This is a genomic window from Marinirhabdus gelatinilytica (genome assembly GCF_003353425.1).
GTDB lineage: Bacteria > Bacteroidota > Bacteroidia > Flavobacteriales > Flavobacteriaceae > Marinirhabdus > Marinirhabdus gelatinilytica.
Genome location: NZ_QRAO01000009.1, coordinates 1 through 16580 on the forward strand (window position 1 = coordinate 1; position 16580 = coordinate 16580).

Sequence of the window (16580 nt, forward strand, 5' to 3'; positions counted from 1 at the left end):
AGACATAAACCACAGCAAAAAGTTACTCATAAATGATGAGGCCTCTTTACTCCACTAAAATGCTGAAATTTCGCTGAGGTACTGTTTTTGCTAACGGTTTTGCATATGATACGGCGGGTCTTGAGCGGCAGCTTCGGCAAGCGTTGGAAGCGTCAGCGTGCGAATCAGCCGTGGGCAGTGGCGCCGCCACTACGTATTTATCCGCGTGACTAATTTACAATTATTTGTAGGAAATACAATTCATTTAACCATTTGACCCGCTGTATTATATGCGTTGTTGTGGTGCGTTTTTATTCGGTTTGATTGTCCAATTTTCTACATTTAATTCCATCTTTTCACGCTTTTCATAATCTCTTATTTCGTCACACTCAAACTCCAAAATATTTCCATTCCAACATTTAAATTCGATAAAGTCCATTTTGAAAGGACTTTCTATTTTTTGCATATTAGATAGAGATTTTTCCATTTTATAAATATCACTATATTCTGAAAAAATAAAAGTTCCAGTCGGCGTAACTTCTAAATTTCCATAATCAACCTGTTTTTCTGCCTCAATTATATTCAATTCAGTCGCATCCAAATGAAATGCACAATCTGAAGTCAGAACAACAATTTCATTTTTCTGTTTAGATATTTTTACGTCTTTTGGAAATCCGCGAAATTGTCCAACTTTTTCAATTCCGTAATCGTCCGTAAACATTATCCAAGTCCAAGATTGAGAATTCCACACGCTTTCTAAATCGTATATTCGCTCCTCATATTCTCCAGAGTAAGGTTGGTTAATTATTTCCGCTTTCACTTAATTTTTTTTGTATCTCAATTTTTTTCTTAAATGCACCACAACGGTCTTGTATAAGAATAGTAGGGCTGATTTGCACGCTATCCATTCGGTTGAGCACAAGCCGAATTTTTAAATTTTTCTTATTACTTTTTTTTCTCAATAAGCCAAATTTAAAAATTTGGCGACCTTGCAAATGCGCCCGAACCATTCAGTTTTACTACAATTGCCCTATTATTTTTATACGTTGTTGTGCAACGTTGTTCCCGCAATCTTGTTACGCTTTCCTTATTTTTTCTAATGGTATTTCGTGAAATTCGTCATCTTCAATTCCGTCTGGAATTTCATCAGTTGGATTTATAGAAACAGTCACAAAAATCGGTTCTCCTTTTTCGTAAAAATAGAAGTCATTTACGTCAACTCCGATTACAGTTCCTTCGATTTCATAATTTTTTTCGTCGCTTTCTATCAAAGCAATTACCTTTTGGTTTACTAATTTGTTTAATGCGTCCATATTTATATTATCTGTGCTTATTCCAAAGCGTTTCTATTTTATTCATCAATTTCTGCTCGTAGAATTGTCGCAATTCGTCAGGTTTTACAGAAAAAAGTTTAATTCCAATATCTCCACCGTTTTTCAACTCTTGATTTACTCGTTCCAATTGAGCTCCAGTTCTAATGTCTTTTTTTATGAGATGTTGTCTTAATCGGTCTCGAATATATTTTGCTTTACGTTGTCCAATATATTGTAATTTCCAATTATTCTCAAACTGTTTTTTAGTTAAAATCCCATATAAGTTCGGTTTGCTTTCCGCTTGTTTTATCAGTTCGGTGACAATTGAAAAGTCTATTGCTCCATTTCGAGAAACGAGAATAACATTTTCATTATTAACGAAAAAATCTTCTACTTCTTGATATTTTAGTATTTCACTTTCTTGAATTTCAAGTTTACCAATTTTATTCAATTCTCGATTTTTTTTTCCAATGTTGCACAACGGTCTGGTTTATGATTTGTGGCGTTTGAACCACTACAAAATGTTCAGCTGTAAATATTTGGTCTTAAAATTACCAAAATTTTCCCCATAGCCGAAATCGAGCCATAAATTATAAACATTGTTGCCCTCTTTTGCGACACGCACGAGTAAGTCGGCCGAGTGGCTTTTTCGGGAATCCAATCAGCGCAATGCTCCGCTCAGATTGTCAAAAATCAGCGTTCGAGTAAAAAATCAGCCGTTTACTTAATCAGTTCGGTTTTCGATTTTATCAGCAGAGTGAGCGTCAGCATTCGTTCGCAAGACCCGGACCGGAGTCCGATTGATCGCGACGGCTTAAATTCGGCAGAATTTCAGTCGGAGCTATTGAGGGCAACTTGTTATATAAAGTAATTTATCGTCGTTATACCGTAAATGGATTAGGATAATAACGCAAAATCGCCGTTGTTATCCCGTAAAGTTAATTTATTCAACGCAATATCCAAGGGGCTCTTTATACCCCTTAAATCTTTTTTCGATACATGCGTATATACCATCGTGGTCTCTGGTCTTGAATGTCCTAAAAGCTCCTGGATATAACGAATATCCGTGCCCTGCTCCAATAAATGGGTAGCATAACTGTGCCTCAACGAATGTGGCGTAACCCGCTTTGAAATACCTGCGGCCTGACAACTCTTCTTCAAAAAAGAACGTATCGAGGTAGCACTGTAGTTATTCCCTTTGGGGTTCTCAATAAAAAAATTCTTAGGCTTATAGGTTGCGTAATAATTTTTCAAAATTGGATGCAGGCTAGTGGCGAGGGTTACATACCTGTCTTTTTTACCTTTCCCATTCTTTATGTGCAGTTGGTTCCTTTTTAAATCAAAGTCTCGTAGTTCTAGGCTCAAAAGTTCTCCAATTCGCAGTCCCGACGAATACAGCATTGCTATTATAGTACGGTGCTTTAAGTTCTTAGTTACCTGGATAAGTTTTAATACCTCCTCCACACTCAAAACAACAGGAAGTTTCTTATCCTTCTTGGGCATATAAATAGCATCTCCATCTATAGCACAGGCCGGGTAAAAATAGGCAAAATGCCGCAACGCACTCACAATTTGCCTGTGGGTGCTCACTGCATAGTTCAAGGTGCCAACAGCCCATTCCAAATAGAGCCGAACATCATCGGCTGTAAGCGAATCTACTGGCTTTTCTTCGGTAAAGCGTAAGAAGTCCAACACAAATCCTCCGTAGGTAGAAACCGTACTCTCGCTGAACCGCTTCCCCTTTAAAAATTTAATGAAATGTCCATAAACCTCGGTTTTTTCCTTGTTCAATGGTTTAGCTCGTATTATGGTACCCTTCCTATCGCTTTCAACAATCGACTGTATTTCTTCGTTTATGCTCAAATCACCCGCACGCAAATGGACTTTCAATGCTTTTATACGTGCCTCATCGTAATAAATATAGAAACACTTATGGGTTTTGGTCCATCGCACCCCCGGAAAGGTTTTTATGTATTCCTTAACCTCGTAATCATACCGAAACTTAATGCCCAAGCAAGTTTTTAGATTATGTTTGAATGATGTAAGGGTTACGGTATTCATAATCTTATAAAACTACCAAAAAAACAAATCAAAACCAAGCCGGATTAATCTCATTACCTTTGCCAACCTATGAAGCACCGAAAACTAAAAAATAGCGAACTGGACCGTATCGATGCAGCGGCCTTTAAAACTGCTGCAAAGACCCCGCTCATTATTATCTTGGACAACATTCGCAGCCTGAACAACATAGGCTCGGTGTTCCGCACGGCCGATGCGTTTTTAGTAGAAAAAATTTACCTGTGCGGTATCACGGCACAACCACCACATAAGGACATCCAAAAAACCGCCCTGGGCGCTACCGATAGCGTAGCGTGGGAATATGCCAAGAACACCCAGGAGGTATTGGAAAAACTACAAAGCGAAGGGGTGTTTGTAGCTTCCATAGAGCAGGCAGAACTGGCCATCCCGTTACAGGAATTTTCGGTACAGAAGGCGTTGAAATATGCCGTGGTGTTTGGCAATGAGGTAAAAGGGGTACAGCAACAAGTGGTTTCGGCCAGCGATGCCGTGATCGAGATCCCACAGTACGGCACCAAACACTCCCTGAACATCTCGGTAAGCTGCGGGGTAGTGGCCTGGGACCTGTTCTGCAAACTGCAACAAGTGTAGCAATACCACGCAAAGTAAGCTGAAGTTGTTAGCTAATGGACCGAAAGGTTTTTTACTGTTATACACAAAGCACAACCCCCTCCTTGCAGCTTGAAATTTAAAAGTTATGGATCATTCAAGAATTTGCTGTAGCACCCCCAAATAGTCCTTTCGGTTTTTCACAAAATCTTTTTCTGAAACATCGATGATCTTTACCTTCTCCTTCGGTTGGGTCTTGATGAATTGTAGATAGCCTTCATTGATTTTTTGGAGGTACTCTGGCGCAATCCCCTTTTCGTATTTTCTGCCCCGTTTTTGTATGTTCTCCAACAGTCGCTCGGTATTTTGGTATAGGTATACGTATACATCGGGCTTGGGGAGCTCCTTGTGCATTAAGTGGAACAGTTTTTTGTAGAGGTTGTATTCCTCTTCGGCCAAGGTGACTTTGGCAAAGATGAGGCTCTTGTACGCATCGTAATCTGCCACCACACAATCCTTGAACAGGTCGAACTGGGTGATGTCTTCCAACAATTGCTGGTACCTATCGGCCAGGAAGGACATTTCCAACGGGAAGGCATAGCGTTGCTGGTCCTCATAGAATTTGGGCAAGAAAGGGTTGTCCTTAAAGCGCTCCAGGATAAGTTTTGCATTAAAATCGGTTGCCAGTTTTGTGGCCAGGCTGGTTTTTCCGGCGCCAATGTTTCCTTCAATGGCAATATAATTCAGCCTTGAGATATCGTAATCCTGTTTTGGGTTGCGCAACCATTTGGATTGTTTGGCAATCTGGCTCTCGTCCTTGGTTTTGGAAAGTAGTTTTATCACATTATCCTTCAGTACGGGGTGTCGTAGCTGCCCGTTTACCTCGGCCAAGGGCTGGAGCACGAACCTCCGGTCCTGCATACGGGGGTGTGGAACCTGTAGGTTCTTTTCAGCAAATGCCTCATCGTTATAAAGCAATATGTCTATATCGATAGTTCGCGGTATGTATGTTTGCAAGGTTGCAGCACGGTTCCTGCCCAGTTTCCCTTCAATTTTCTGTATCGCCTTTAGCGTTTGTTTGGCGGTGAGGGTGGTGCGTACCCAGAGGACACAGTTCAAAAAAGCATCACCATCAAACCCAAGCGCGGGGGTTTCATATACCGAAGATATTTTATGGATGGCTCCAATTTCAGTAAAAACGGCATCTACCGCTCGTTGCAGATACTCGAAACGGTTGCCCATATTGCTCCCCAAAGATAGATATATGTTGTTGTAGGTAGTGATAACGGTGAATTTTGGTTTTAAGACGAAATTAAGGAAAACCGAATAACTCTCTAGTATCTTTGTACTACAATCTAAAATTTTGAAGCAGCTTCCCAATAAGGACATTTTGTTAGCGCAACGTATCTACTTCATTTTGGGGGCGTTGTTCATTTCGGCATTGGTGGTGAGCAATCTCATATTCCAAAAATTCTTTTCGTGGGATTTTTTTGGTTGGTACACCTTTGAGATTTCGGTGGGGATCCTTCCCTATCCCATCACTTTTTTGATAACCGATGTGATAAGCGAGGTATACGGCAAGAAAAAGGCGAACCAAGTGGTTACCGCGGGGATATTCGCTTCGTTCTTTTCGTTGCTCATTGTGTACGTGGCCGATGTGGTTCCAGCAACAACTTGGAGTCCCGTGGACGATACCCTGTTCCATACCGTGTTTGGCGCTACGGCCATTGCGGTCTTTGCCTCTATGATGGCCTATTTGCTGGCGCAGTATATAGACATACAGCTGTTCCATTTTTGGAAACGGCTCACCAAGGGCAAACACCTCTGGCTACGCAACAACTGCTCTACCTTTCTGTCGCAGTTTGTAGATACCTTCACGGTACTATTGCTGTTGTGCAGCTTCGGGAAGATTGATTGGCCCCTCTTTGGAGCCCTGTTATTGAGCGGGTTTCTTTTTAAGGTGTTGGTTGCCGCACTGGACACCCCATTACTGTACGCTTGTGTATTTGCGCTACGGAAACGTTTTGGATTGGGGATGGGAGAAGAACTCAAGTACGATACACCCTCGTTACAACAGTCAACTGTCGAAGCTATAAAAAGAAAAGAATAAAATTTCAGAAATTACAAAGATGAAAAAGCTATTAAAAATTGTAGGAATCGTTTTAGGAGTGGTAGTGCTGCTGCTAGTACTCGCACCCTTTCTGTTTAAGGGAACCATTGAAGACCTACTGAAAGAGAACATCAACAAAAACCTGAACGCTACCGTGGCCTGGGAAGAGCTGGATTTGAGCCTCTTCCGAAGTTTTCCCAATGCAGCCGTAGTGGTGAAGGATTTTTCGGTAATCAACAATGCGCCATTTGCGGGAGACACCCTGGCGAGTGGCGAAGCTCTAAAGATAGATATGGGCATTACCCAGTTGTTCAAGAGCAGCAACGAGTCCATTAAGGTAGATGCGCTCCAGCTGGATAATGCATACATAAACATACAAGTGGATAGCTTGGGCAATGCCAATTACGATGTGGCCGTAAAGAATGATGCCCCCATCGCAGACGAAAATGCTACTGCTGAAGAAAAAGGGTTTGTGTTCGACCTGCAACACTACGAGATAAACAACACACGCCTAAAGTATATAGATGAAACCACCGAAACCTACCTCACCTTGACCGAGCTGAACCACGAGGGCGATGGTGATTTTTCGCTGGATGTCTCCAATCTTGCAACGACCACCAATGCACTGATATCTTTTAAACTGGGCGATATTGAATACTTGAACCAAAACGAAGTATCCCTAGATGCCAATTTTCAGCTGGACCTAAAGAACCAGAAATATACCTTTCTAGAAAACGAGGCCAAGATCAACCAACTACCGCTCACTTTTGACGGTTTTGTAAAGGTGAACGAAAACAATAATGAGATTGACTTGACTTTTAAAACGCCTTCTTCAGATTTTAAGAATTTCCTTGCCGTGATACCAAAAGTGTACGTAAAGGAACTGGACGGAGTGGACACTACGGGCGATTTTACCGTGAACGGAAAGCTGAAGGGCATCGTGGACGAAGAACGTATTCCCACAATGGACATAAAGGTACGCAGCAACAACGCCTCCTTTAAATATCCGGACCTGCCCAAAACAGTGCGCAATATTACCATTAACGCAGACTTAATGAACGAAACTGGTTTTGTGAAGGACACTTACCTTACCATTGGCAATCTCACCTTCAGGATAGACGACGAACTTTTTACCGCCAACGGGAGCATTAGAAATCTCACTGAAAATGCACTGGTAAACCTTGCGCTGAAAGGAACGTTGGATTTGGCAAATATAGACCAAGTACTCCCTATTGAAATGGAACAGCCCTTACGCGGTGTTTTTACTGCCGATGTGACCACAAACTTCGATATGGCCAGCGTAGAGAATGAGCAATACCAAAACATTAAAACAAATGGTACCGCGAGTCTACGGGACTTTACCTATACCGATGCGGCCTTTAAGAGCCCAATAAATATAGGCAATGCGGCTATCACCATGTCTCCCGGCAACATCCAATTGAACGAAATGACCGCCACCACCGGCGGAACCGATGTACAGGCCAACGGAAATATACAAAACCTTATCCCATGGGTTATGGCGAAGCAGGACTTGAAGGGAACGTTCAATGTAACTTCCAATACCTTCAACTTAAATGATTTTATGGCCGAAGGAAGCACTACAAACGAAACAAACCCTGAAACAGCCAATTCGCGAGTAGCTACGGCCCCAAAAGAAAGTATTAAAATCCCTGACTTTTTGGACGCCACGCTCAATTTTTCGGCCAACAAGGTAATTTATGACGATCTCACGCTGGACAATGCCAAGGGAAGTGTTTCCATTAAAAATGAAACCGCTACGTTGAGCAATGTTACCTCATCGCTCTTGGGCGGAAATATTGCCTTGGGCGGAAATGTTTCGACCAAGAACACCGTGCCCACCTTCGCGATGGAGCTGGACTTGGACCAGATAGACATTGCAAGCTCTTTTCAGCAATTGGATTTATTGAGTTTCTTGGCGCCTATCGCAAAATCGTTACAAGGTGACCTCAACACCACCATTAACCTGAACGGTGAGCTCAACAACGACCTTACCCCCAAGCTCACAACGCTGGCCGGAGATGCCCTGGCACAAATTATTACTGCTGAAGTGGACAAACAAAAAAGCCCCTTGCTCTCAAAACTGGGAGAGCGTGTGGAGTTCTTGGATCTGGATAGGCTGAGCCTTCGGGATGTGAGTACGGTGCTACAGTTTAACAATGGAAATATAGAGGTGCAACCCTTCGATTTTGATGTAAAGGGCATTGGCGTGACCGTAGCTGGATCGCACGGTTTGGACAAAACCATCAACTACAATGTAAATTTGGACGTTCCCGCAACATATTTGGGGGGCGAAGTAAGCAACCTATTGGCAAAACTAGACCCGTCCGAAGCTGAGAACACCAAGGTAAACCTGCCCATTGGTCTCAACGGAACCATAAACAACCCAAAAATTTCGGTAGACACCAAAGCGGCCGTGACCACCTTGACACAAAAATTGATTGAAAAGCAAAAGCAGGATCTAAAAGACAAGGGAACCGGTATTTTAGAGGACCTTATTGGCGGTGGCAACAAACCAAAAGATTCCACAAACACCAATACTACCGGAAACCAACAATCCAACACTACTGAGGTTGTTAAGGATATTATTGGGGGATTGTTTGGCAACAAGAAAAAAGATAGTATCAATTAACGGTTTGTCCAAGAGGCACCTATTAAATGCAAGCCTATGATCTATGAACTATTTATGCTGGTGTCCTTTTTGCTCGTAGGCTACATGGCGTCTGGCATAGGAGCCATTCCCGCAAGCTCTTCCAACATAGCTGTTGTAACAACTACATTGGCAACTACATTTTCCAAGGGTTTCAGGATTACTTTGGGCGCTGGGATTGGCAGCGTTATATTATCATTTTTAGCATTGCAGTACAGCCGTGCTTTCACCGATTTTTTCGAAGAAAACCCATGGATACAATACACCATCCTTTTTGTGTTTTTCTCTATAGGCGTATTGATACTATTGCGAAACAAGCTTCACATAGATTTTGAGAACCCCCTTTCCAAAGATGTAAAGATCGGTAACTTTTGGAAAGGCTTGCTGTTGGCGTTGGTAAATCCCCCGGCTCTTGTATTTTGGATCTTAATTATTAGCGTGTGTAATACGTATTTGTTTTCTCTTTCAAAATTCAGCCCTATTTTAAACCTTGCACTGTTCTTTACGGGTATTTTGTTGGGAAAGATTACAACACTCTATTATTACGGGAAAATGAGCAAAAAAATCAAACAGCGTAAGAAGAACAAGCACCCTTTGGTAATGCATATCGTAGGTGCAGCGCTTGTAATTGGCTCCATTGTTCAGTTTGTGAGGATGCTATTCGACTAAAGCACCGAAATTGTAACAACATATCCCTCACTCCCTCTTACGTTGAACACGGTGTTTCCTTCAAAGATCAGGTACTGCGCTTTAATGCCCTTCAGCACGCCTTCAAAAGAGGGTGTTTTCTGTAGGTTGAGGCTCTTCAGGCTGGTGGGGTATTGCAATACCGGGAACTCTAGGTTGGTTTCGGTATTGTTCTCAAGATAGTACGGCAAGGCTTCTTCTGGGATGTATTGCTTCAACCTATCGCGCCATTCCACTAAATTTTCATCTTTTATCTCGTTCTTCAGCATAGTGCGCCAATTGGTCTTATCGCCTACGTGGTCTTTTAGGGCTACTTCGGTAATCCCGGCAAGATACCTATTGGGAACCTCAACAATCTCAATGGCCTCGTGGGCGCCTTGGTCTATCCAGCGGGTAGGGACTTGGGTCTTTCGCGTTACGCCCACCTTTACGTTGCTACTGTTGGCAAGATATACAATGTGGGGTTGCAGTTGTACCCGTTTCTCGTATTCCAGGTCACGGTCCTCCTTGTCCAGGTGTGCTGTGCTCAATTCGGGTTTCATTACCCAATCGGCCGCTTGGGGTACTTCGTAAAAACAATCGTAGCAATACCCCTGACGGAATATTTTTTTGTTCAACCCACAATTGAGGCACTCGTAGCCAGAAAATTCAATTGTAAGGTGTTTGTCCAATAATTGGTTCACGTGTATAAAATCATTCTCAAACACAAGGTAATATTGAATGGGCGACCCATTTTCGGTCTGCATTTTTCGAAGAACTCCTTTGTATTCCATTAATTGCTAAGGGTGTAGATTTTAAACGATTTCAATTTTGAAAAACTGAAATCCGCTAAAAGAAAAAATAGTATTTTTATTGCATAAAGATAGCAGAAATATATGCCAATCCCCATTGTAAATTCTATTGCCTCCTGGTTTTTGAAGAAACGGTTCCACCAAATAGAGCTGTTCCTTAAATACCCTATAGATGTACAGGAAGAGCTGCTACAAAACCTGATACAAAAAGCAAAACACACCGAGATTGGTAAACAGTACGACTTTAGCACGATAAAATCCTATCAGGAATATGCCTACAGAGTTCCCGTAACCACCTACGAAGAAAACCAAGAACGTATTGAGCGTGCAAGAAAAGGGGAGCACAATATCTTCTGGCCCACCCCTATTAGATGGTTTGCAAAATCCAGTGGCACCACCAATGCCAAGAGTAAATTTATCCCGGTGAGTAGCGACTCTCTGGAACATTGCCATTATGCCGCCAGCAAGGATTTGTTATGTATGTACCTGAACAACAACCCAGACTCCCAGCTCTTTGTGGGCAAGGGATTGCGATTGGGAGGCAGTAAGGAGCTGTACCAAGAAAATGGGACGGTTTTTGGGGATCTTTCAGCTATATTGATAGACAATATGCCATTTTGGGCAGAATACAGCAGCACGCCCAAAAATGAAATCTCCCTGATGGCAGATTGGGAAACCAAGATGCAAGCCATTGTTAACGAAACCATTAAGGAAAAGGTTACAAGCCTTGCAGGCGTACCCTCCTGGATGCTGGTACTGTTGAACAATGTACTGGAAACCACAGGAAAGGAAGACCTTTTTGAAATCTGGCCAAACCTAGAAGTCTATTTTCACGGCGGCGTGAGCTTTGAGCCCTACATAGAGCAGTACAACAAGATATTACCAAGGGGAAATTTCAGGTATTACGAAATCTATAATGCTTCGGAAGGTTTCTTTGCCATCCAGGACCGTAATGCCAACAAAGAACTTTTATTGATGCTGGACTATGGTATTTTTTACGAGTTTATACCAATGGACACCTACGGTACCGCAAAAGAGACCATTATACCCTTGGCCGAAGTGGAAGAAGGGAAAAATTACGCCATCATCATTACTACCAATGCTGGGCTATGGCGCTATAAGATTGGCGATACCGTTCGGTTTACCTCCATACATCCCTACAGAATTAAAGTAACAGGGCGAACCAAGCACCACATCAATGCTTTTGGTGAAGAGTTGATTATTGAAAACGCTGAAGCAGCCCTCCGAAAAGCATCTTCCCTCACCAATACCGAAGTGGTAGATTATACTGCAGCACCTATTTTTATGGAAGGAAAGGAAAAAGGCGCCCATGAATGGATTATAGAATTTAAGACTCCTCCCAAAGACTTCAGCGTATTTTCCGAAGAATTTGACCTGGCCCTCAAAGAGGTGAATAGCGATTACGAGGCAAAACGTTTCAACAACACAACACTAAAGTTTCCTACCATACACTGCGCAAGGGAACGCCTGTTTTATGATTGGCTAAAAGGAAATGGAAAACTGGGCGGCCAGCACAAGGTTCCCCGGCTATCCAACTCCCGTAATTATATCGAAGAACTGCTTACCCTTAATGCTCAATGAGCCACCAAGTAGAAGATACCGCCTTTGTTATTGCTCATTACAGGGCGCAAGACCCTACATTCAGTCTAGATAACTATGCACATCTCTGGCAAAACAAAGGAGCCTATGAAATTGCTCAAAAATTTGCGGAACAAGTCTCTGAATTTGATAACATCTTGCACTGTGGGCGAAACCGAATTATTTTTAACTACCTACAAAAGTATACCGCCCTTGAAAAAGACATCTTAATTATAAACATAGGGGCCGGCTTTAGCATGTACCCCTATACATTGCCAGAAAAATTACGTCATTTTGAGATAGACCTGCCCCATGTTGTTGCATATAAAGTTAAAGAGACAGAAAAGTTTATACGAACTCAAAAACTACCCGAGCGGCAAGTTACCCACGCAAGTTTTGATATTACGAAGAAGTCTGATTTAGAGTCTTTATTCACAGAAGTGTCCTTGGATGCCTCAAACCAAAGGATTGTTGTTATGGAAGGCCTGTTTTTCTTTTTACCGATACCCAAAATAGAACAACTCCTGTCTTTTTGTAGGAGGTACTTGAACAAAGGAGATATCATACTTTGCGAATCCTACAAAAAGGATATTGAACATACTGGAGTATACAAAAAGCTTTTACAGTTTTTTGGTGCCGACTTCAAGTTACGTTCCACTGCTCATGGAAATTTCCCCCATTCGTTCTATGAACAGGTTGAGGGTTTTGATGTACTCGAAAAATCCAGCAGCTATGATATATGCCTAAAAAATAAAAAAATCCCTGCTTCGGTTGAGGAAAAGGAAGTGTTAAACGAATATGTATACGTATTGGAGCGAAGGTGATATCGACAACCTTACGCTTTCATCGTTCAAAGACAGTCAGGAAGGCAAAGTTTCTCGCGCTTCAACAGTATCCAGAATTTTTGTTGTATTTCAACGAGTATAAATTGTGTTTCAACTAAAATTTTTGGTAGTATTTTTCTTACGCCATACGTTTGTAGTGTTCAATTTGAATAACCTCACATAACCTCACAAATGAAAAGATTACTATACGTAGCAATATGTGTACTCATGACCACAAGTATTACTAGTTGTGCAACCTCAACTACAGCGACACAAAAAGTAAATACCGAATTGGCCGGTTACACGTTAAAGGATAAGAAAGAGCAATTTCAGCAAAAAATTGCTTCTAAAAAGATAAAAACGGTTGTAGTACAACCTTAAAAACATTTATAGCATTTAAAAAATGCCATAAATTAGTTAGGTTAAGTTAAGTAATAAGCCGGACATTGCTGTCCGGCTTATTTTTTTTCTAAGACACTGCCTTGAGTTTCTTAATGGTAGTTTTGTTCAGCTTTTCTTCAGCGTATGCCTTGGTTACCTTTAGGGTCTTGGTCTGCCCATCTCCGGGGAGGTCGTACATGGCATCTGTTAACACTGCTTCACAGAGCGACCGTAGCCCTCTGGCTCCCAATTTATATTCTACAGCCTGTTCTACTATGAAGTCCAAAGCCTCAGTGGTTATCACAAAATCTATATCATCCATCTGAAACAGTTTTTTATATTGTTTGATGATGGCGTTCTTAGGCTCGGTCAATATAGCTCTCAGGGTTCCTTTATCCAACGGGTTCATATAGGTAAGCACCGGCAAACGACCTATGATCTCTGGGATGAGCCCAAAGTCCTTTAAATCTTTCGGGATTATATATTTCAGCATATTATCCTTGCTCAACACATCTTCACTCTTTGATGCACTAAATCCGACAGCTTGCATATTCAAGCGTTTTGAGATGTGCCTATCAATACCATCAAAGGCTCCTCCTGCGATAAACAATATGTTTTCGGTGTTTACCTCGATAAACTTTTGGTCGGGGTGTTTACGGCCTCCTTTGGGAGGAACGTTTACTGTGGTTCCCTCAAGAAGTTTCAGCAGGGCTTGTTGCACCCCTTCGCCACTTACGTCACGGGTGATGCTGGGATTGTCGCTCTTACGAGCAATTTTATCTATTTCATCTATAAAAACAATACCGTTCTGGGCTTTTTCCAGGTTATAATCTGCTGCCTGTAATAATCTGGTAAGGATACTCTCTACATCTTCTCCCACGTAGCCTGCTTCGGTAAGCACCGTAGCATCTACAATGGCCAGCGGGACATTGAGCATACGGGCAATGGTCTTCGCAATAAGGGTTTTTCCCGTACCGGTTTGCCCAACGATAATAATATTACTTTTTTGGATTTCAATATCGTCGTCTGTTTTGGGCTGTAACAAGCGCTTATAGTGGTTGTATACTGCAACCGACATTACTTTTTTGGTGAATTCCTGCCCTATCACATAATCGTCCAGAAATTCCTTGATCGCCTTAGGTTTCTTAAGCATTACATCTTTCCCCAATTCGTTGTTGGAGGTGTGTAGGGCTTCCTCAACCACAATGCCATGAGCTTGCTCTATACATCTATCGCAAATATGGGCATCCAGCCCAGCGATGAGCAAGTTAGTCTCGGCTTTTTTACGGCCACAAAACGAACATTCTAATTCTTCTTTCGCCATAGTTTGTTTTTAGGAATGATTATCGAGACAATATCTCGTCTATCATACCATATTCTTTTGCCTTGTCTGCTTTCATCCAGTAATCACGGTCGCTATCCTCATACACTTTCTCGTATGGCTGGCCGCTATGTTTGGCAATTATTTTATATAATTCTTCTTTTAGGGTAATGATCTCACGGGCTGTAATCTCGATATCACTGGCTTGCCCTTGTGCGCCTCCCAGTGGTTGGTGGATCATCACCCTAGAGTGGGTAAGGCCACTTCGCTTGCCTTTTTCTCCAGCACACAGCAATACTGCTCCCATAGATGCTGCCATACCTGTACAGATAGTGGCTACATCGGGTTTTATGAATTGCATAGTATCGTAAATACCCAAGCCAGCGTACACGCTTCCTCCTGGGGAGTTGATGTAAATCTGGATATCCTTTGAAGCATCGGTACTTTCCAAAAAGAGCAACTGTGCTTGGACAATGTTTGCTACCTGGTCGTTTATCCCGGTACCCAAAAAGATGATACGGTCCATCATAAGACGTGAGAATACGTCCATCGCAACGGCATTCATCTGGCGTTCTTCAATAATATTTGGGGTAAGGCCCACAGGGTACATACTACTTAAAATCTTGTCGTAGTACGTACTGCTAATGCCTTGATCCTTTATAGCAAAGTCTTTAAATTCTTTTCCGTAGTTCATATAAACTGTAAATTCTTTTTTTAAACAATAAGGGCGTTGAAACTGTTCCTTCAACGCCCTCAAAGATACCTAATTTTTTACTCAATTAGGCGTAGGCTTCTTTTACGAACTTTTCGTAGGTAATTTCCTTGGTCTTCAGTTTTGCCTTTTCCTTGAAAAACTGAAGCATCTTGTTTGTGTTGAGCTGTTCGGTAAGGCGTTTTACCTCTTCTTGGTTTGATAGGATTCTGGCGGAGATACCTTCCAGTTCCTCTTCGGTTGGGTTGGTGTTGCCGTACTGTGCCATTTGTGCCTTGATCATATTTTTGGCGTAGTCCTTCAGCTCGTCGAACGTTACCTGCAGTTTATGGTCTGCACGTAGTTTTCCTTCAATCAATTGGTAGCGCAATCCTTTTTCGCTTCTTTCCAACTCTGCAGCGGCTTCTTCTTCGGTCATTGGTTTTTCTCCAGAGACCTGTATCCAGCGCTGTAGGAACTCTTTGGGAAGATCGAACTTGGTATTCTCAATAAGGTCTTCCACTACATCGTTCAACAATTTTTGGTCGCTCTGTTGTGCAAATTGCCCCTCGGCATCCTGCTTTATTTTTTCTCTCAACTCTTCTTCTGAAGTAACCACTCCTTCGCCAAACAACTTGTCGAACAAGTCTTGGTTCAACTCGGCCATTTCGCGTTGGTTCACTTCTTCAATCGTAAAGGTAACCTCTACATCCAAACCGTGGGCATCGTCATGGGAAACCCCTAAATACTTTTGGTTGTCGTGATCGTCATTGAACAATCCCTTGGTCTTTAACACTACCTCATCGCCTACTTTTGCACCGGTCAATGCTGTGGTTTGTTTTTTCCCCTTGATATCCTCCAGAGATATCGTAGCTTTATTTTCTATATCTTTTTCAGCAGCTTTAAATGTTCCTGTAACCTCGTCGCCCTTCTCCACAGTATCCTTGGCTATCAACTTTCCATATTGCTTACAGATGGTTTTAACCTGATTGTCTATCATCGCATCGTCTGCCACTATCTTGTAGTGGGTGGTCGCTTTTTTACCTGGCAGGGCAACTTCAAATTCTGGAGCAAGGCCAAGGTCGAACTCAAAGGTGAAATCGTCACTGTTCCAGTCTATTTCGCTTTCGTTACGGGGTATGGGATTGCCCAGCACATCCAGTTTTTCTTCTGTTAAGAACGTATGTAAATTTTCTTGCAACAATTTGTTCACCTCCTCGACCAAAACTGCTTGACCGTATTGTTTCTTTACCATTCCCATAGGCACATGACCTTTTCTAAAACCTGGGATATTGGCGTTTTTTCGGTAATTGCTCAAAATGGTATGCACCTTATCTGCATAATCGTCTTTTGAAATTTCAACAGTTACTACTGCATTCAGTTTATCTACTTCCTTTTTCGTGATGTTCATAATATCTAGTATATCCTATAAATTTCGGGTTGCAAAAGTACGCTTTTTTAGAGTATTGAACAATATTTCCCACACTGAAATTCAATACTTTATTTCAGCTGCATCCCTTAAATTCCTGCAAACAAAAAAACCGCCTTACACAATTGTAATGCGGTTTTTAAAAATAGTAGTGAAGCG

General features: G+C 42.0%; 16 protein-coding genes. 7 read left to right on the forward strand and 9 right to left on the reverse strand.

The window, feature by feature from the left end:
* Window positions 1-265: 265 nt before the first annotated feature.
* The 4 genes from C8D94_RS14710 to C8D94_RS14730 all read right to left on the reverse strand — a co-directional run bounded on the left by C8D94_RS14710 (window position 266) and on the right by C8D94_RS14730 (window position 3353).
* A complete protein-coding gene (locus C8D94_RS14710; protein ID WP_211308925.1) occupies window positions 266-799 on the reverse strand; it encodes a hypothetical protein in 534 nt (177 codons plus the stop codon).
* 256 nt (window positions 800-1055) lie between these two features.
* On the reverse strand, window positions 1056-1292 hold the full coding sequence (locus tag C8D94_RS14720; protein WP_115124737.1) for a hypothetical protein: 237 nt from the start codon (window positions 1290-1292) through the stop codon (window positions 1056-1058).
* Between the two features lie 7 nt (window positions 1293-1299).
* Window positions 1300-1743 carry a hypothetical protein gene (locus tag C8D94_RS14725; RefSeq protein WP_115124738.1) on the reverse strand — a complete coding sequence of 148 codons (444 nt, stop codon included), beginning with the start codon at window positions 1741-1743 and terminating at the stop codon, window positions 1300-1302.
* A gap of 446 nt (window positions 1744-2189) precedes the next feature.
* Window positions 2190-3353, reverse strand: a complete 1164-nt coding sequence (locus tag C8D94_RS14730) for a tyrosine-type recombinase/integrase (protein WP_115124739.1) — start codon at window positions 3351-3353, stop codon at window positions 2190-2192.
* Between the two features lie 69 nt (window positions 3354-3422).
* Between C8D94_RS14730 and C8D94_RS14735 the strand changes: the two genes are divergently transcribed.
* Window positions 3423-3962, forward strand: coding sequence for an RNA methyltransferase (locus tag C8D94_RS14735; protein ID WP_115124740.1), 540 nt, complete (start codon window positions 3423-3425; stop codon window positions 3960-3962).
* Window positions 3963-4073: 111 nt separating this feature from the next.
* Here C8D94_RS14735 and folK read toward each other — a convergent pair whose 3' ends face one another.
* Window positions 4074-5174, reverse strand: a complete 1101-nt coding sequence (gene folK, locus C8D94_RS14740; protein WP_317047743.1) for a 2-amino-4-hydroxy-6-hydroxymethyldihydropteridine diphosphokinase — start codon at window positions 5172-5174, stop codon at window positions 4074-4076.
* Window positions 5175-5283: 109 nt separating this feature from the next.
* On the opposite strand from folK, the gene C8D94_RS14745 reads away from it, so the two are divergent.
* The 3 genes from C8D94_RS14745 to C8D94_RS14755 are packed head-to-tail and all read left to right on the forward strand — an operon-like array spanning window position 5284 to window position 9367.
* Window positions 5284-6030, forward strand: a complete 747-nt coding sequence (locus C8D94_RS14745; protein ID WP_115124742.1) for a queuosine precursor transporter — start codon at window positions 5284-5286, stop codon at window positions 6028-6030.
* 19 nt (window positions 6031-6049) lie between these two features.
* Window positions 6050-8680, forward strand: coding sequence for an AsmA family protein (locus C8D94_RS14750; RefSeq protein ID WP_115124743.1), 2631 nt, complete (start codon window positions 6050-6052; stop codon window positions 8678-8680).
* Window positions 8681-8716: 36 nt separating this feature from the next.
* A complete protein-coding gene (locus C8D94_RS14755) occupies window positions 8717-9367 on the forward strand; it encodes a LysE family transporter (RefSeq protein WP_115124744.1) in 651 nt (216 codons plus the stop codon).
* Here the strand turns inward: C8D94_RS14755 and C8D94_RS14760 are convergent.
* Entirely contained in the window at window positions 9364-10158 is a 795-nt protein-coding gene (locus tag C8D94_RS14760) for a DUF2797 domain-containing protein (RefSeq protein WP_115124745.1), read from the reverse strand. The two genes, C8D94_RS14755 and C8D94_RS14760, sit on opposite strands and share 4 nt — an antisense overlap.
* 102 nt (window positions 10159-10260) lie before the next feature.
* Here C8D94_RS14760 and C8D94_RS14765 point away from each other — a divergent pair, with 102 nt between their 5' ends.
* The 3 genes from C8D94_RS14765 to C8D94_RS15205 all read left to right on the forward strand — a co-directional run bounded on the left by C8D94_RS14765 (window position 10261) and on the right by C8D94_RS15205 (window position 12980).
* Window positions 10261-11778: a GH3 auxin-responsive promoter family protein gene (locus C8D94_RS14765; protein ID WP_115124746.1), complete on the forward strand. Its 1518-nt coding sequence runs from the start codon at window positions 10261-10263 to the stop codon at window positions 11776-11778.
* Entirely contained in the window at window positions 11775-12599 is an 825-nt protein-coding gene (locus C8D94_RS14770; protein ID WP_115124747.1) for a class I SAM-dependent methyltransferase, read from the forward strand. The genes C8D94_RS14765 and C8D94_RS14770 overlap by 4 nt, the downstream gene beginning before the upstream one ends.
* Window positions 12600-12791: 192 nt before the next feature.
* Window positions 12792-12980 carry a hypothetical protein gene (locus C8D94_RS15205; protein WP_147278574.1) on the forward strand — a complete coding sequence of 63 codons (189 nt, stop codon included), beginning with the start codon at window positions 12792-12794 and terminating at the stop codon, window positions 12978-12980.
* An 88-nt stretch (window positions 12981-13068) separates the two neighbouring features.
* On the opposite strand, the gene clpX is transcribed toward C8D94_RS15205, so the two are convergent.
* From clpX to tig, 3 genes are all read right to left on the reverse strand, one after another.
* A complete protein-coding gene (gene clpX / locus C8D94_RS14775) occupies window positions 13069-14304 on the reverse strand; it encodes an ATP-dependent Clp protease ATP-binding subunit ClpX (protein WP_115124748.1) in 1236 nt (411 codons plus the stop codon).
* A 19-nt stretch (window positions 14305-14323) separates the two neighbouring features.
* Window positions 14324-14995: an ATP-dependent Clp endopeptidase proteolytic subunit ClpP gene (clpP, locus tag C8D94_RS14780; protein ID WP_115124763.1), complete on the reverse strand. Its 672-nt coding sequence runs from the start codon at window positions 14993-14995 to the stop codon at window positions 14324-14326.
* Window positions 14996-15080: 85 nt separating this feature from the next.
* Window positions 15081-16403 carry a trigger factor gene (gene tig / locus C8D94_RS14785; RefSeq protein ID WP_115124749.1) on the reverse strand — a complete coding sequence of 441 codons (1323 nt, stop codon included), beginning with the start codon at window positions 16401-16403 and terminating at the stop codon, window positions 15081-15083.
* Window positions 16404-16580 lie beyond the last annotated feature (177 nt).